The sequence below is a fragment of the Sphingopyxis sp. H053 genome, from assembly GCF_001468225.1.
Lineage (GTDB): Bacteria > Pseudomonadota > Alphaproteobacteria > Sphingomonadales > Sphingomonadaceae > Sphingopyxis.
The window spans coordinates 422,969-438,927 of record NZ_LNRU01000005.1 but is presented as its reverse complement, the minus strand read 5'-3'; the positions used below and the strand labels follow the sequence as shown (position 1 = coordinate 438,927).

The window sequence follows — 15,959 nt, the reverse complement described above, 5'->3', positions numbered from 1 at the left end:
GGGTATCACGACGACCGAGATCGAGGAAACAGTGGTCGCGGCGCCGGAGTGACCTTTTCCCCTCCCGCTTGCGGGAGGGGCTAGGGGAGGGCATGTTTCGGCCCTCAGCTAATGACAAGTCCTCCCCCGACCCCTCCCGCAAGCGGGAGGGGAGAAGGTCACTCCGGCGCCGCGACCACTGTTTCCTCGATCTCGGTCGTCGTGATACTCGTCGGCGTCAGATAGACGACCGCGAGCGCGCCGATCGCCAGGCCGAGCTGGGTCAGCATGGTGATGATCGTGCCGACCATCCGGCCCCACATCATCCCGTCCATGCCGATCGCGTGGAGGATGCGCCCGACAAGATAGAGCGCGCCAACGCCCCACAGCCAGAGCGATGAGCCGAGGCCCAGCTCGACCAATGCGAGCAGGATCAGCACGAACGCCGTGTTTTCGACGAAATTGCTGTGCGCGCGCATGCGCCGCGTCAGGGGCTCGTTGCCGCCGTCGCCGATGAACACCTTTTCCTTTGTGCGGACGCGGCCGACGCGCACCGCAAGCCACAGGTTGAGCAGCGCCGCCCCGGCGGCGATCGTCAGGCTGATCGGCAAGATTATCATCTGGTTTCCCCCTTATGGACCGGTGCGTTTCGCTTGCCGGCAGCGGGCAGGGTGTGACATCCCCCGACCGGGGCGGCAAGCCTGTACGGGGATGGACGCAATGGGCTTGCCTTTGCGGGCAAAAACGCTATAGCCCCGCCCGATCCGGCACCCGACACCATATGGCGTTGAGGCACCCTCCGGCGGAAGTTTTTCCCTGTCGAACATCGGCAGGAGCGGGCTTCGGCGTGGCGGGCGGGCCAGTCATTTCCGGCGACGGCGGTGACAAATCCGGGTAGCCGATTCGTGACACACTATTTAAGAATGCAGGAAATATCATGGCCGTTCCCAAGCGAAAAACCTCGCCCTCGAAGCGCGGCATGCGTCGCAGCCACGACAGCCTGAAGGTCGAAGCCTTTCAGGAATGCCCCAATTGTGGCGAGCTGAAGCGCCCGCACAATCTTTGCAACGCCTGCGGCCACTATAATGGCCGTGAAGTGGTGTCGGTCGGCGCGTAAAAATCAAGCCGGAGGGCATTAAATGGCACTGACACCGCGAATCGCAATCGATGCGATGGGCGGTGACGTCGGCGTGCGCATGATGCTCGCCGGCGCCGCGATGGCGCGCCACAAGCACGATGGCCTCCGCTTCATCCTCGTCGGCGACGAGGTGCAGATCAAGGCGGCGCTTGAAAACCACCCCAATCTGCGCGCGGCGTCGGATATCATCCACACCGACGGCGTGGTGTCGGGTTCGGACAAGCCGAGCCAGGCGCTGCGCAAGGCGAAAAGCACCTCGATGGGGCTCGCGATCGACGCGGTAAAGCGCGGCGATGCCGGCGGCGCTGTGTCGGCGGGCAACACCGGCGCGCTCATGGCGATGGCGAAACTCGCGCTGCGCACGATGCCGGGGATCGACCGGCCGGCGCTCGCGGCGTTGCTGCCGACGCTCGGCGACAATGACGTCGTGATGCTCGACCTCGGCGCCAACACCGAATGCGACGCGACCAACCTGACGCAATTCGCGGTCATGGGCGCTGCCTATGCGCGCACTGCCATGGGGCTCGAACGCCCGCGCGTCGCGCTTTTGAACATCGGCACCGAGGAGCTGAAGGGCACCGACGAGATTCGCGATGCCGCCGCGATGCTCCGCGCGGCCAAAGGGCTGCCGATGGAGTTCGCGGGCTTTATCGAGGGCGACAAATTGTCGCGCGGCGATGTCGATGTGATCGTGCATGACGGTTTTTCGGGGAATATCGCGCTGAAAACGATCGAGGGGACGGCGCGTTTCGTGACCGACCTGCTGCGCCGCGCCTTCACCAGCTCGACGCGCTCGAAGATCGGCTTCCTGATCTCGCGCCCGGCGACCGAGCTGCTCAAGCATCACCTCGATCCCAACAACCATAATGGCGCGGTGTTCCTCGGCCTCAACGGCGTGGTGCTCAAAAGCCATGGCAGCGCCGATGCGAAGGGGGTCGCGAACTGCGTCCACCTCTGCGCCGAGCTGATCGAAAAGGACATTACGCGTCAGGTGACCGAGGATCTCGCGAATTTCCGCAGCGGAGCCGCAGCATGACGCTCCGCGCCATATTGGCCGGCACCGGCTCGGCCTTGCCGCGCACGCGGGTCTCGAACGCCGAGCTTGCGGCGCGCGTCGACACCAGCGACGAATGGATCGTCGAACGCACCGGCATCCGTTTCCGCCACATCGCCGAACCCGACGAGACGACGGCAACGCTCGGCGCCGATGCGGCGAAGCAGGCGCTGGCGGCTGCGGGGCTCGGGCCCGCCGACATCGGCCTGATCATCGTCGCCACCGCGACCCCCGACAATACATTCCCCGCCAGCGCCACCAAGGTGCAGGCGCTGCTCGGCATCCCCGATTGCATCGCCTTCGACGTCGCGGCGGTCTGCTCGGGCTTCCTTTATGCCGTGTCGGTCGCCGACTCGATGCTGCGCACCGGCGCGGCGAAGCATGCGCTGGTGATCGGTTCGGAAACCTTCAGCCGCATCCTCGACTGGGAAGATCGCACGACGTGCGTCCTCTTCGGCGACGGCGCGGGCGCCGTCATACTGTCGGCGAAGGACGTCGACGACGATCAGGGCATCCTCGCGACGCGTCTGCATGCCGAGGGAAAATACGCAGATATGCTCTATGTCGACGGCGGTCCGTCGACCACGGGCACCGTCGGCCACGTCCGGATGCAGGGCCGCGAAGTCTTTCGCCACGCCGTCACCAACCTCGCCTCGGTGCTGGGCGAAGTGATGGCCGATGTTGGCCTGTCGGCCGAGTCGATCGACTGGGTCGTGCCGCATCAGGCGAACAAGCGGATCATCGACGCAACCGCGAAAAAGCTGGGTTTGCCGCCCGAACGCGTCGTGCTGACCGTCGACCAGCACGCCAATACATCGGCAGCGTCGGTGCCGCTCGCGCTCGACCTCGCGGTGCGCGACGGACGCATCAAGCGCGGCGACCTGGTGGTGCTCGAGGCGATGGGTGGCGGCTTCACCTGGGGCGCTGCGGTTTTGCGCGTCTGACGCTTCGCTCCGGCGCGTCAACTTCTCGCTCCATCCGTTTCAGTTTGGCGGATTAATTCGCATTTGTTACATATGCGAACAGGGACTCGTGACGGTGGGGGCTGTCAGGGAACCGATCGTGCATTTTCGCTTCAGAGGGGGAAGGGATCAACATGACCGCAGGGACTCTTACGCGGGCCGACATTGCGACGCGGATCAACCAGCAGATCGGGCTGTCGCGCAATGAATCGGCCGCAATCGTCGAATCGATTCTCGATCATATGTCCGATGCGCTCGCGGTCGGTCAGAATGTGAAAATCTCGGGTTTCGGCACCTTCGTCCTGCGCGATAAGGCGCAGCGGATCGGCCGCAATCCCAAGACCGGAATCGAAGTGCCGATCCTGCCGCGGCGCGTGATGACCTTTCGCGCCAGCCAGACGATGCGAGCCCGCGTTGCCGGCAAATAGACCGCACCTGACCCATGTCGGGTTTTGAAATGACCGACGATGGCGGCAAGGCGTCCGGCGCCATGCTCGCCATCGGCGAACTTGCGGTGCGCATCGGCGTCCCGACGCATGTCCTGCGTTATTGGGAAACGCGTTTTCCGCAGCTCAAGCCGCTCCAGCGGTCGGGCCGCCGCCGCTACTACCGCGCCGAGGACGTCGCGCTTGCCGAGCGCATCCATCATCTGCTGCATGTCCAGGGCTTCACCGTCGAGGGCGCGCGCAAGGCGCTGTCCGAGCCGGGCGCAGCGCCCACGGCGCGTGCGCCATTGACCCGCGAGGTGCTCGACAGCACCGCGCCGATGCGCGTGGTGAAGGGAATTCCGGTCGAGGCGCTGGTCGCGCTCCGCCAGCGGCTCGCCGCGGCGCTCGGCTAAGCCTTAGTCGTTATCCATCGCCGGCGCGAGCGCCGGGTCGAGATCGCGCGGACGAATGAAGCCCACAAACCGCGCGCTGTTCGTATCGAGATCGTGCCAGTTGCCGATGTCGAGTTCGAGCCGCGCGAGCGCCGAGGTCGGCAGCTTTTCCTCGACCTTCGCGCGCAATTCGTCGCCCGCCGATTCGGGAACGAGCATCAGGATCAGGTCTTCTAGCCCCGGGTTATGCCCCGAAATCAGCAGATGCTCGGAATCCTTGCCGGTGTCGCGGATCACGTCGATCAGCGTCGCGGCCGACGCGAGATAGATGCGCCGGTCCCAATGCGGCTCAAGCCCGTCGAGGTCGGCGGCGGGCTGGAAGATGTCGAGCGTTTCGGTCACGCGCACCGCGGGCGAGGCGATGATGCGGTCGATGGGCAGCTTCTGGCGCTTCAGCCACTGGCCGATCAGTTCAGCGCCGCGCGCCCCGCGTTTGTTGATCGGGCGGTCGAAATCGCGCTCGACCTGCACGTCCCAACCCGATTTGGCATGGCGCAGGATAGTCAAAGTCTTCAAAATCGCTCCCCGCGCCGTTGCGCCATGCCCTCGTTCGCGGGCCTTGTGCCGGAAACTTATGACGGTGAAAAGGCTGGAAAGGCGCTTTTTCGCCTTTCCACATTCGCCGCGGCGACATGGTTGACCGCTTCGTCGAGCGGCAGGCGGCGGATCGGGGTGCCCTCGGGAAAGGCGCTGAGCAGGCGCGAGGGAAAGCTGGGTGAGAGCATCACGAACTGCCCGAAATCGTCGGCGCGGCGGATCAGCCGCCCGAACGCCTGCCCGATGCGCGCGCGGATGACCATGTCGTCATAGGCGCTGCCGCCCTGCGCCGCGCGCCTTGCCGCGTGGAGGATCGTCGGACGCGGCCACGGCACCCCCTCCATCACGACGAGGCGCAGCGAATCGCCGGGAACATCGACCCCGTCGCGCAGGGCATCGGTGCCGAGCAGCGACGCGTGCGGATCGGCGCGGAAAATGTCGACGAGCGTCCCGGTGTCGAGCGGATCGACGTGCTGCGCGAACAGCGGCAGCCCGGCGCGCGCCAGCCGGTCGGCAATGCGCGAATGAACGATACGCAGCCGCCGGATCGCGCTGAACAGCCCCAATGCGCCGCCGCCCGCCGCCTCGATCAGCCGGCTGTACGCGCCGGCGAGCGCGGGCAGGTCGCCGCGCGGAATGTCGGTGACGATCAGCACTTCGGACTGGCGCGCATAATCGAACGGGCTGGGGACCGCGAAATGCTGGACCCCGCCGTCCATATGGCGCGCGCCGGTGCGGATATCGGCATCGGTCCAGCCGCCGCGCCCATGACCACCGTTGCGCAAGGTCGCCGAGGTGACGAGCACGCCCTGCGCCGGGCGGTACACGACGTCGGCGATGGGTTTTGCAGGGTCGAGCCAGTGGCGGTGCAGCCCGCAGTCGAACTCGCGCCCATCGTAGCGGTCGACCGCGAGCCAGTCGACGAAATCGGGATCGGCGGGCCCACCGACGCGCCCGAGCAACGAAAGCCAGCCGCCTAACGTGTCGATCCGCGTACCAAGGCTGTGGCGCGCGCCATCGATCCTTGCCCGGGCTTGTCCGTCGAGCCAGTCGGGCGGATCCTCGATCAACACCTCCAGCCTTTTGCCGAGCGCCATCAGCGGGCGCAGCAGCGCCTCGATTGCGTCGCTGGCGCTCGCGGCTGCGGTCACCAGGTCGGAATCGGGATCGGCGAGCTCGGTTTCGAGCCCATAGCCCGCGTCGGCGGTGCGCGTGTCGACCGCGCGCGCATAAACCTGTCCGCGCACCGCGACGAGCAGCCGCTCGATCGCGCCCCACGGGTCATTCTCCGACAAGCGGCCGAGCCAGCCGTCGCCGGGCAGTTCGGCGGCGGCGGCGATCGCCGCCTGGATCGCACGGTCGCCCGCCTCGTCATAGCTTGCGACGTCGGCGAGCCGTGCCGCGAGCCCGCGCCGCCGCCCGCGCGACTTGCCCTCGGGACCCAGCACCCAGCGGCGGATTTCGACCGCTTCCTGTCCCGTCAGCGCCGCGGCGAACATCGAGTCCGCCGCGTCCCACAGATGGTGCCCCTCGTCGAAGATCAGCCGCGTCGCGGGGGCGCCGCCGTCGCGCGGGCGCGCCGCCTGCACCATCGTCAGCGCATGGTTGGCGATGACGATCTCGGCCTGCGTCGCCGCGCGCGCCGAATGTTCGATGAAGCATTTGCGGAAATGCGGACAGCCCGCATAGATGCACTCGCCGCGCCGGTCGGTGAGCGCGGTCGTGCCGTTGCGGCGGAACAGGGCGGGGAGCCAGCCGGGCAGGTCGCCGCCAACCATGTCGCCGTCGCGCGTATAGGCGGCCCAGCGCGCGACCAGCTGCGCGAGGATCGCGGCACGCCCCGAAAAACCGCCCTGCAACGCGTCTTCGAGGTTGAGCAGGCAGAGGTAATTCTCGCGTCCCTTGCGCACCACGACCTTTTCGCGGTGCGTCGCGGCGTCGGGGTAGAGGCGCTCGGTCTCGCGCGACAATTGGCGTTGCAGCGCTTTGGTGAAGGTCGAGATGCAGACGGCGCCCGCAGACTGGTCGATCCATTGTTTCGCGGGGGCGAGGTAGCCCAATGTCTTGCCGATGCCCGTTCCGGCCTCGGCAACGAGCATCTGCGGCGCATCCTTGCGTTCGCGTGGGGCGAAGATTGCGGCGGTCGCGCGCGCATAGTCCTGCTGCCCCGGCCGCCGCTCGGCGCCGTCGCCGGTCAGCCGGTCGAGCCGCGCCGACACATCGTCTTCGTTGATCGTCACCTGTCGCGGCGCGCCGCGCGGCGGCTGTTCCTCCCATTCGGGAAGGCGCGCGAACAGCCAGCGTTCGTTCGCGTCGGGCTGCGACAGTCGCGGCTGCACCAGCGGCGACCACGACCAGCGCTGGCGTGACAAGGCCTGGACGCCGTGCCACGCGCCTTCGCGCTCGGGCCAGTCGGGATCGTCGATGCTGCCGAGCATCGCCGCGGCCGCTTTCGGCAGGAAAGCCGCGATATCCTCTTCGCCTTTCGGCGGCGTCAGGCCGATCGCGGCGGATATCCCCGCCGGGGTCGGCACGGCGAAGCGCGCGGGATAGAGGAAAGCGAAGAGCTCGAGCAGGTCGAGGCCGGACAATTCGGGATAGCCCAGCCGGTCGCCGGTCAGCGTCGCATTGAGCAGCAGGTGCGGGGTCGCCGCGACCGCGGCGATCGCCTCACCACGCCCGACGCGCTGCACGCGGCCGTGCGTGTCGGCGATCCAGATGCCGATATGGCTCGCATGGATCGCGGGCAGGGAAAGCGGGTCGGGAGCCATCGCCCCACGCTAGGGACAAAAGGCGAACGCGGCAAGGTCGACTTCTTTATCGTCATCCCCGCGAAGGCGGGGATCCCGCTTTTTTTCGGTGCGCGGTCAGCGGGATCCCCGCCTTCGCGGGGATGACGAAAAGGGAGGAACGCTTAGCTCAGTCCGCGACGCCCGAACACGGCCGGCCGATTGCTGTGGAAAATCTGCGCGGGCTCGACCATCGCCGCGTTTCGGGCGAGCTTCAGCGCGTTGTAGAGCGGCCCGTGCGTCAGTTCGTAGGGGAAGCGCACGCCCATGCGGTCATGCTCGGACCACATGACGACCGCATAGGTTACCTGTCCGCCATAGTGAATTTCGCAGCGCGAGCGCGCGGGCATGCTCGCCCCGTCGATCCGCGCGCCGCCTTCGGACAGGTCGGTGATCCGGCCGTCGACGAAGTTGAGTACGCCATTGACGGTGACGTCTATCGAAACGGCGGTGCGCTTGTGGCCGCGGGCGGCGGGGGTGCGAAAATTGTCCATGTCCGGGACGCTACGCCCGCATGGTAAATTTTCCGGTAACGATGTTGGCTCGTGCCGGGACAATGTTGCAAGCGATCGCCGACAATGGTCTACGCGGATCATGGTCCGCCCGATCATCCTTTATGGCATCGGTCTCGCCGCCGCGGCATTCCTGCTCGAATGGCTGAACTACAAACATGTCGTACATCGCTGGTCGACCGAATTTTATGTCGCGATCATCGCCGTCCTTTGCATTGCGCTCGGCATATGGGCCGGCAACCGGCTGACGGCGCGGCCGCGTCAGGCTTTTGTGCGTAACGATGCGGCGATCGCGGCGCTGGGGCTCAGCGTGCGCGAATGCGAGGTGCTGGAAATGCTCGCGGCGGGGCACGCCAACAAGGTGATCGCGCGCCAGCTCGATATTTCGCCCAACACGGTGAAGACACATGTTGCGCGCGTTTATGAAAAGCTGGCGGTCGCCAGCCGCACGCAGGCGGTGCAGAAAGCGCGGACGCTCGACATCCTGCCGTAAATTCGGCCTAATGCTGCCAAATCACCCATTTGGGCGATAGATTTCACCCGTTGTTCCGGTCCATCGCGCATGGCATTCATCAGATGGGGAGACAGGATCATGGGCAGGATCGTTGCGGTTTACGGCGCCATCGCGGGCGTCATCGTCATCATCGGCATGTTTATCAGCATCACCTTCGTCGCCGACCATGGCACGATGGGCATGGTCGCCGGCTATCTGTCGATGCTGGTTGCGTTGCTGTTCGTGTTTATCGGCGTGAAGCGCTACCGCGACGTCAATCTGGGCGGGGTGATCGGCTTCTGGAAGGCGCTTGGCGTTGGCCTCGGTATCGGGCTTGTTGCGGCGCTGTTCTATGTTCTCGGCTGGGAGCTTTACATGTGGCAGACCGGCGGGACCTTCATGACCGACTATATCGCCCGGAGCGTCGAGGATATGCGTGCGGCCGGCAAACCGGCGGCCGAGATCGCGGCGTTTTCGGCCGAGATGGGGGCGATGGCGGAGCAGTATAAGAACCCGCTGTTCCGCATGGCGCTGACGCTGACCGAGATATTCCCGGTTGCGCTCCTCGTGTCGCTCGTGTCGGCCGCGCTGCTGCGCCGGAGCAGCTTCATGCCGGCGCTGCAACCGCGGGGCTGAATTGAGACGCGGCGGCATCGGGCGGTATCGGCCGATATATCGGCTTTCCTACATTGCACCGGCATGCTTGATCCTCTCGGATGCTACCGACCGCCGCCTCTCTCCTTAAAGCGACAAAGACTGTCCTGAGCGCTTGCCGCAGGCGGGCAGTCGAAGGGGAGACAAAAGCGCCGCGCTCGTCGGTATCTTTTGTCGCTCTAAGGCATGTCGATACGCGAGCGAAATGCGATTCCGGAGTGAAGTTGCGCAGTTTTCCGACCTTTCGGCGAGGGTGGCCGTCTCCTGTCATCGTCACCCCGGACTTGATCCGGGGTCCAGCGACGGCCGACGCCCCCAATGGATCCCGGATCAAGTCCGGGATGACGAAGCAAAGGTGCAACCTGTCCGAAAAAAACGATTCCAGCGTGAAGTTGCGCAGTTTTCCGTGCTCCTTTCCATCGCGGCTTCTTGCCGCTATGGGGCGCAGCTATGACTGACTTGCACCTTCACCCGTCGCTGCGCGAGCCCGCGCAAACGTCCAAGGCCTGGCCGTTCGAGGAAGCGCGCAAGATCGTCAAACGCTATCCCGATGGCAAGCCCGGGGGCGAGGCGATCCTTTTTGAGACCGGCTATGGTCCCTCGGGGCTGCCGCATATCGGCACCTTCAACGAAGTGCTGCGCACGACGATGGTCCGCCGCGCCTATGAGGCGTTGACCGGCGGCGCGCCGACGCGGCTGGTCGCGTTCAGCGACGATCTGGACGGACTCCGCAAGGTTCCCGACAATGTGCCGAACGGCGACATGCTGCGCGAATATCTCGGCAAGCCGCTGACCGCGATCCCCGATCCGTTCGGCAAGTATGAAAGTTTTGCGCATCATAACAATGCGATGCTGCGCGAGTTTCTCGACCGTTTCGGCTTCGAATATGAGTTCGTGAGCTCGACCGAGCGCTACCAGTCGGGCGCGTTCGACGACGCGCTGCGAAATGTCCTCCGCCACAATCAGGACATTCTCGACATCATGCTGCCGACGCTGCGCGCCGAGCGCGCCGCGACCTATTCGCCGATCCTGCCCGTCAGCCCGAAGTCGGGGATCGTGCTGCAGGTGCCGGTGACCGTCGTCGATGCCGATGCGGGCCTCGTGTCGTTCGAGGATGAGGGCGAGACGATCACCCACTCGATCCTCGGCGGCGGCGCGAAGCTGCAGTGGAAGGTCGACTGGGCGATGCGCTGGGTCGCGCTTGGCGTCGATTACGAAATGTACGGCAAGGACCTGACCGACAGCGGCGTCCAGTCGGGCAAGATCGCCAAGGCGCTCGGCGGGCGCAAGCCCGAGGGGCTGATCTACGAAATGTTCCTCGACGAAAAGGGCGAGAAGATTTCGAAGTCGAAGGGCAATGGCCTCAGCCTCGAGCAATGGCTCGACTATGGCAGCGAGGAAAGCCTCGCCTTTTTCGCCTATCGCGAGCCCAAGGCGGCGAAGCAGCTCCACATCGGCGTCATCCCGAAGGCGGTCGACGAATATCTGCAGATGCGCGGAAATTACGCGGCGCAGGAGCCTGACAAGAAGCTCGGCAACCCCGTGCACCACGTCCATGTCGCGCGCGGCGAGGACATGCCGAGCGCCGAACTGCCGGTGACCTTCGGCTTGCTCCTCAACCTCGTCGGGGTGATGGGCGCCGACGCGTCGAAAGAGCAGATCTGGCGCTACCTCGGCCAATATGTCGACGGCGCGAGCGCAGCGACCTATCCCGAGCTCGACCGGCTGATCGACAATGCGATGGCGTATAACCGCGACTATGTCGCGCCGACGCTGAAGCGCCGCAAGCCGCAGGGCGGCGAGGTCGCGGCGCTGCAGGAACTCGACGGCGAACTCGCGGCACTGCCCGCCGATGCCGGCGCCGACGATATCCAGAATATCGTGTATGCGATCGGCAAGAACGAGGCCTATGGCTTTGAAAACCTGCGCGATTGGTTCAAAGCGCTTTACGAGACTTTGCTCGGGTCGAGTGCCGGGCCGCGGATGGGCAGCTTCATCGCGCTGTTCGGCATCGACAACACGCGGCGGCTGATCGCGGAAGCGCTTGCATAAAATTCCGTTCGCATCGAGCGAGGTCGAGATGCCTCTTGGTCTTGCTCGATGCCGACGAGGTGTCTCGACTTCGCTCGACACGAGCGGGAATTAGGGAGTGGTTTCATGCCTGTAGAGCCTGCTTTCCAACTCGCGCAGATCAACATCGGCCGTTTCCGCCTGCCGCCCGAGCATGTCGCGAACCGCGATTTCATGGACGCGCTCGACCATGTGAACGCCGTCGCCGAGGCGGCTGACGGCTTTATCTGGCGGCTCACCGGTGAGGGCAACAACGCGACCGACGTCCCCGTGACCGACGATCCGCAACTGATCGCGAACATGTCGGTGTGGCGCGACATCGACGCGCTCGCGGCCTATGTCTATCGCACCCCCGATCATCTGACGGTGATGAAGCGCCGCAAGGAGTGGTTCGACCATATGGCGGTCTATCAGGCGCTTTGGTGGGTTCCCGTGGGGCATCGCCCGACGGTCGCTGAAGGCATGGCGCGGATCGCGATGCTCGACGCGAACGGGCCGACGGCCGAGGCTTTTACCTTCAAGCAGCCCTTCGCCGCGCCCGACGGCACCCCGGCGCTGCCGATCCAGGACGAATGTGCATGAGCGACGTGATCGATATCTTCACGACCGGCGGGACGATCGACAAAGTCTATTTCGATGCCTTGAGCGAGTTCCAGATCGGCCCCGCAGCGATCCCGGACATGCTGCGCGAAAACAACGTCCACGTCCCGCACCGCGTCACGCAGTTGATGCGCAAAGACAGCCTCGAGCTGGGCGATGCCGACCGCGAGGCGATCCGCGCCGCGGTCGCCGCGAGCGACGCATCGCGCATCCTCGTCACGCACGGCACCGACACGATGGTCGTCACCGGGCGCGTGCTCGCGGGGATCGAAGGCAAGACGATCGTGATGACGGGGGCGATGCAGCCCGCGTCGGTGCGCGCGAGCGACGCCGAATTCAACGTCGGCTTCGCGCTCGCGGCGGCGCAGACGCTGCCGCCCGGGGTCTATGTCGCGATGAACGGGATGATCTTCGACCCCGAAAAGACGGTCAAGGACCGCGCCGGCGCAAGGTTCGTTCAGGAAGGCTGATCAGCCGCGGGCGGTGACTTGCCGCAGCACCGCGGCATAATTCGGCGCGATCGTCATCGATTCGTGCCGTCCCGCGCGGCCGAGCGCGGCATGCACATCGGGCAGTCGATAGCAGGGCACACCCATGAACAGGTGATGCTCGGCGTGATAATTCACCCAATATGGAGCAACCGTCGCGCGCGCCAGCCAGCCGGCGTGGGTGGTGCGCGCATGGGTGAAGGGGTCGTCGCTGCCGGTCGTCGTGCACGCATGTTCGGCGATGTTGCGAATACGCAGATAGAGCTGAAAGGTCGTCGCGAGCCCGGCGAGCCAGAGCAGGTAGGGCGTCCAGCCATAGAGCGCGAGCGACGCCGCGAGCAGCACCGCTTGCACGATCAGGAAACGTCCGACCGCGCGGGCGACCGCCATCGCCCCCGCGACGTCGATCGTCGGTGACGTCATGCCGTCGTCGGACTGCTTGTTGAACGGCGTCCCGGCCTTGGTGCTCGCACCGCTTTTCTGCCCCTGTTCGCCGCGCAGAATCGCTTTCAGGCCGACGAAGGCGAATCCGAATTGCGCCATACGCTGCTTGAAGAAGGTCTGGCCGGTCAGGTCGCGCAGCACCTTGCGCCAAAGGCTGGCGCGCGTGGTGGGGAAGGGCTTCGACAGTGATAAGTCGGGGTCTTCGGGCTGCTGGGTGAATTTATGATGCTGGAGGTGATAGGTGCGATAGGCGATCAGGTCCGATCCGACCGCCGCACCGGTCAGCCATTGGCCAAGGAAATTGTTGATTTTCCGGTTCGGATGCAGCGCGCCATGCGCCGCGTCGTGCATCAGGATCGCAAGCCCGAGCTGGCGTCCGCCGACAAAGATGACGGCCAGCAGCCACGCCACCGGGTTCTGCGACCAGGCGGCAAGGCCGACGAGCGCGATGCTGACGATCCACGCGTGCGCGACCAGCCAGATGCCGCGCCATGACGATGCGCGCGTGATCGCCGACCATTCGGCGCGGTCGAAAAAGCGGTCGGGCGGGAACAGGCGGACGGCAGGCATGGCCGATCTATAACAAGTTGCGAACCGAAACGTAACCCCTTCCGTTTTGGCACAATATCGGCGGAAATCGTGAGCTTGCGGTAAGGATTTGGAAACCCCTTTTTGGCCACTGGTCGCGGCGACCAGAAAAGCGGGGAAGTTCGGAACATTGGGGGTTCGGCGTAACATCATCCGGCCGGGAGGCGGCGATTTGCCAGCGGGCGAATCGCTGTTCGATTCACCCGAATTCGTCATGCATCTGATGCGCGTGGCGAAGCTGTGGCATTATGTGCTGATCGGCCGCGTCCTTGCATTCCTGACCTTCGCCTTTCTGCCGGGCCTTGCGGGCTTCCTCGATCACCCTTCGCACTGGCTGGTGATGGCGGCCGGCTTGCCATGCGATGTCGCGCTGACGGTAATCGGGCAGGCGATGCGCAAACCGCGTCCGATCGCACACAGCCGCGTGCGACTGATGGCGATGCTGTGCATGGCGCTGATCGCGCTTGGCACCTTGCTCAACGCCGCCGCGATGTTCGACGCGATCGCCGTTCCCGACGGCAGCCGCCATTTCGATGCCTTTACCGCGATCCACATCGGCTCGCTGCTCGTCGCGGCATCGGCGGTCGCGGTGGTTCGTCCCGCCTTTTTTGCTTTCGCCGGTGCGACAGCACTGGGTGGCGCGATCGGCGTCGCCTCGTGGCCGTTCGCGGTCGCAGGTTTCATCTTCCTTGGCCTGCTGATCGTCATGATGCGCGAGGATGTCCGGCATCAGCGCCGCGCGACGCGCGCCGCGCGGCAGGGCGTCAGCGACCAGCAGCGCGCGCTGAACCTGATGCGTGATTTCGAGCGCGCGGGACGCGGCTGGTTCTGGGAAACCGATCGCTATGGCCAGCTCGTCTATATCTCGCCGACCGTCGCGGCGCGGCTCGACCGGCCGCTCGCCGACCTGCTCGGCCATCCCTTTACCGACATCATCCGCAAGCGGATCGGCAACGACGAGAGCGAGGAGCGGACGCTGGGGTTCAGCCTGTCGTCGCGCACCCCGTTCAAGGAGCTGACGGTACAGGCCGCGGTGCCGGGCGAGGAGCGCTGGTGGTCGATTTCGGGCCAGCCGATCAGCAACGAGCTTGGAAATTTCCAGGGGTTCAGAGGCAGCGGCACCGACCTCACCGACAAGAAGAGGTCCGAGCGCGAGATCAACCAGCTCGCGCGCTACGACACGCTCACCGGCCTTGCGAACCGCCGCCACATCACCGACCTGCTCGAACGCGCGCTCAAGAGCCATAGTGGGCAGCCGCAGCCCTGCGCGCTGCTGCTGATGGACCTCGACCGGTTCAAGGCGGTGAACGATACGCTGGGGCATCCGGTGGGCGACCAGTTGCTGCAGCAGGTCGCGGGGCGGCTGACGCAGATCGTCGGCGACAAGGGACAGGTCGGACGGCTCGGCGGCGACGAATTCCAGATTGTCGTGCCGCAGATGAGCCAGCCCGAGAAGCTTGCCGGCATCGCCAATGCGATCATTCTGAGCCTCGCCAAGCCCTTTTCCATCGAGGGCGAGCAGGTGCGCGTCGGCTCGTCGCTCGGCATCGCGGTGTCGGAGGGGCAGGGCGTCTCGGCGTCGGCGCTTGTCCGCAACGCCGACCTTGCGCTTTATGCCGCGAAGGACGCGGGGCGCGGCGTCTATCGCTTCTATGCCGACGCGATGCACAATCAGGCGAGCGAGCGCAAGGCGATCGAAGATGCGCTGCGCGACGCGCTGGCGAAGGATGAGCTGAGGCTGCTCTATCAGCCGATCGTCGACGTCGAGAGCGAGCGGATTACCGGGTTCGAGGCGCTGATCCGCTGGCATCATGCGACCGACGGCTTGATCAGCCCGTCGAAATTCATACCCATAGCCGAGGAATCGAACCTGATCGTGCCGATCGGCGAATGGATCATCCGCACCGCCTGCGCGACGATCGCGCACCTCGGCCCCGGATACCGCGTCGCGGTCAATGTCTCGCCGCGGCAGTTCGCCAATGAAAAGCTGCCCGCGACGATCATGAGTGCGGTGTCGGCGGCGGGCATCCGTCCCGATCAGCTCGAGCTCGAGATCACCGAGGGGGTCTTCCTCGACGAGAGCGCCGAGAATCTCGCGATGTTCCAGAAATTGAAGCGCACCGGTGTGCGGCTGGCGCTCGACGATTTCGGCACCGGCTATTCGGCGCTCGGCTATCTCAAGAAGGCGCCGTTCGACAAGATCAAGATCGACCAGAGCTTCGTCCTGGGCGCCGCCGATCCCAGCAGCATGAACGCCGCGATAATCTCGTCGATCGTCGGGCTGGCCACCGCGCTCGACATGGAAACGACCGCCGAAGGCGTCGAGACGCATGACGACCTCGCGCTGATCCGCGGGCTCGGGTGCAGCCATGTCCAGGGCTATATCTATGGGCGTCCGATGGATCTGGTCGAGGTACTGGCTCTGCTTCGCGAGGGCGGCGGGCGCGCCGAGGCGAAGGGGTATAAGAGCGCACGCGAGGCGCGGCTGACGACCTTCCGCACGATCCAGGTCGGCAGCGGCGGGTATCGATATGAGGGGATCGTCCGCAACATATCGTCGCACGGGGCGCTGATCGAGGGGCTGTGGAATGTGCCGCCCGGGACGGTGCTGACGCTCGAATTCGGCGCCGACCAGATTTTCGATGCCGAGGCGCGCTGGTCGGCGGGCAACCGCGTCGGCGTAAAATTTGCCGAAGCGGTCGAGATCGACGGGCTGACCGGTCCAAAGACGGTCACGTCGGCGCGGGGACGCGTCCGCCGCGCCGCGTGAC

16 protein-coding genes are annotated in these 15,959 nt (G+C 65.5%); 11 read left to right on the top strand and 5 right to left on the bottom strand.

The window, feature by feature from the left end:
- Positions 1-158 precede the first annotated feature (158 nt).
- Entirely contained in the window at positions 159-599 is a 441-nt protein-coding gene (locus ATE70_RS12465; RefSeq protein ID WP_197411449.1) for an MAPEG family protein, read from the bottom strand.
- Between the two features lie 317 nt (positions 600-916).
- Between ATE70_RS12465 and rpmF the strand changes: the two genes are divergently transcribed.
- From rpmF to ATE70_RS12440, 5 genes are all read left to right on the top strand, one after another.
- Positions 917-1,096, top strand: a complete 180-nt coding sequence (gene rpmF, locus ATE70_RS12460) for a 50S ribosomal protein L32 (RefSeq protein ID WP_011541714.1) — start codon at positions 917-919, stop codon at positions 1,094-1,096.
- Positions 1,097-1,118: 22 nt separating this feature from the next.
- Positions 1,119-2,153: a phosphate acyltransferase PlsX gene (plsX, locus tag ATE70_RS12455; protein ID WP_058538197.1), complete on the top strand. Its 1,035-nt coding sequence runs from the start codon at positions 1,119-1,121 to the stop codon at positions 2,151-2,153.
- Positions 2,150-3,115, top strand: a complete 966-nt coding sequence (locus tag ATE70_RS12450; protein WP_058538196.1) for a beta-ketoacyl-ACP synthase III — start codon at positions 2,150-2,152, stop codon at positions 3,113-3,115. The genes plsX and ATE70_RS12450 overlap by 4 nt, the downstream gene beginning before the upstream one ends.
- 152 nt (positions 3,116-3,267) lie before the next feature.
- On the top strand, positions 3,268-3,561 hold the full coding sequence (locus ATE70_RS12445) for an integration host factor subunit alpha (RefSeq protein WP_037516152.1): 294 nt from the start codon (positions 3,268-3,270) through the stop codon (positions 3,559-3,561).
- A gap of 14 nt (positions 3,562-3,575) precedes the next feature.
- Entirely contained in the window at positions 3,576-3,974 is a 399-nt protein-coding gene (locus tag ATE70_RS12440) for a MerR family transcriptional regulator (RefSeq protein ID WP_058538195.1), read from the top strand.
- A 3-nt stretch (positions 3,975-3,977) separates the two neighbouring features.
- Here ATE70_RS12440 and ATE70_RS12435 read toward each other — a convergent pair whose 3' ends face one another.
- The 3 genes from ATE70_RS12435 to ATE70_RS12425 all read right to left on the bottom strand — a co-directional run bounded on the left by ATE70_RS12435 (position 3,978) and on the right by ATE70_RS12425 (position 7,833).
- Positions 3,978-4,529, bottom strand: a complete 552-nt coding sequence (locus ATE70_RS12435) for a SixA phosphatase family protein (protein ID WP_058538194.1) — start codon at positions 4,527-4,529, stop codon at positions 3,978-3,980.
- 56 nt (positions 4,530-4,585) lie between these two features.
- A complete protein-coding gene (locus tag ATE70_RS12430; RefSeq protein ID WP_058538193.1) occupies positions 4,586-7,321 on the bottom strand; it encodes an ATP-dependent DNA helicase in 2,736 nt (911 codons plus the stop codon).
- A 143-nt stretch (positions 7,322-7,464) separates the two neighbouring features.
- A complete protein-coding gene (locus ATE70_RS12425) occupies positions 7,465-7,833 on the bottom strand; it encodes a PilZ domain-containing protein (RefSeq protein WP_058538192.1) in 369 nt (122 codons plus the stop codon).
- 100 nt (positions 7,834-7,933) lie between these two features.
- On the opposite strand from ATE70_RS12425, the gene ATE70_RS12420 reads away from it, so the two are divergent.
- The 5 genes from ATE70_RS12420 to ATE70_RS12400 all read left to right on the top strand — a co-directional run bounded on the left by ATE70_RS12420 (position 7,934) and on the right by ATE70_RS12400 (position 12,138).
- Positions 7,934-8,344 (top strand): helix-turn-helix domain-containing protein, encoded by a 411-nt coding sequence (locus ATE70_RS12420; RefSeq protein ID WP_058538191.1) that lies wholly within the window; start codon positions 7,934-7,936, stop codon positions 8,342-8,344.
- A 99-nt stretch (positions 8,345-8,443) separates the two neighbouring features.
- Positions 8,444-8,980 carry a DUF4199 domain-containing protein gene (locus tag ATE70_RS12415; protein WP_058538190.1) on the top strand — a complete coding sequence of 179 codons (537 nt, stop codon included), beginning with the start codon at positions 8,444-8,446 and terminating at the stop codon, positions 8,978-8,980.
- Between the two features lie 468 nt (positions 8,981-9,448).
- Positions 9,449-11,050, top strand: coding sequence for a lysine--tRNA ligase (locus ATE70_RS12410; RefSeq protein WP_058538189.1), 1,602 nt, complete (start codon positions 9,449-9,451; stop codon positions 11,048-11,050).
- 105 nt (positions 11,051-11,155) lie between these two features.
- Positions 11,156-11,650, top strand: coding sequence for a DUF3291 domain-containing protein (locus tag ATE70_RS12405; RefSeq protein ID WP_058538188.1), 495 nt, complete (start codon positions 11,156-11,158; stop codon positions 11,648-11,650).
- Positions 11,647-12,138, top strand: a complete 492-nt coding sequence (locus ATE70_RS12400; RefSeq protein WP_058538187.1) for an asparaginase domain-containing protein — start codon at positions 11,647-11,649, stop codon at positions 12,136-12,138. Before ATE70_RS12405 ends, ATE70_RS12400 begins: the two co-directional genes overlap by 4 nt.
- On the opposite strand, the gene ATE70_RS12395 is transcribed toward ATE70_RS12400, so the two are convergent.
- A complete protein-coding gene (locus ATE70_RS12395) occupies positions 12,139-13,170 on the bottom strand; it encodes a fatty acid desaturase family protein (protein WP_058538186.1) in 1,032 nt (343 codons plus the stop codon).
- Between the two features lie 190 nt (positions 13,171-13,360).
- Between ATE70_RS12395 and ATE70_RS12390 the strand changes: the two genes are divergently transcribed.
- Positions 13,361-15,958: an EAL domain-containing protein gene (locus tag ATE70_RS12390; RefSeq protein WP_231732631.1), complete on the top strand. Its 2,598-nt coding sequence runs from the start codon at positions 13,361-13,363 to the stop codon at positions 15,956-15,958.
- Position 15,959 lies beyond the last annotated feature (1 nt).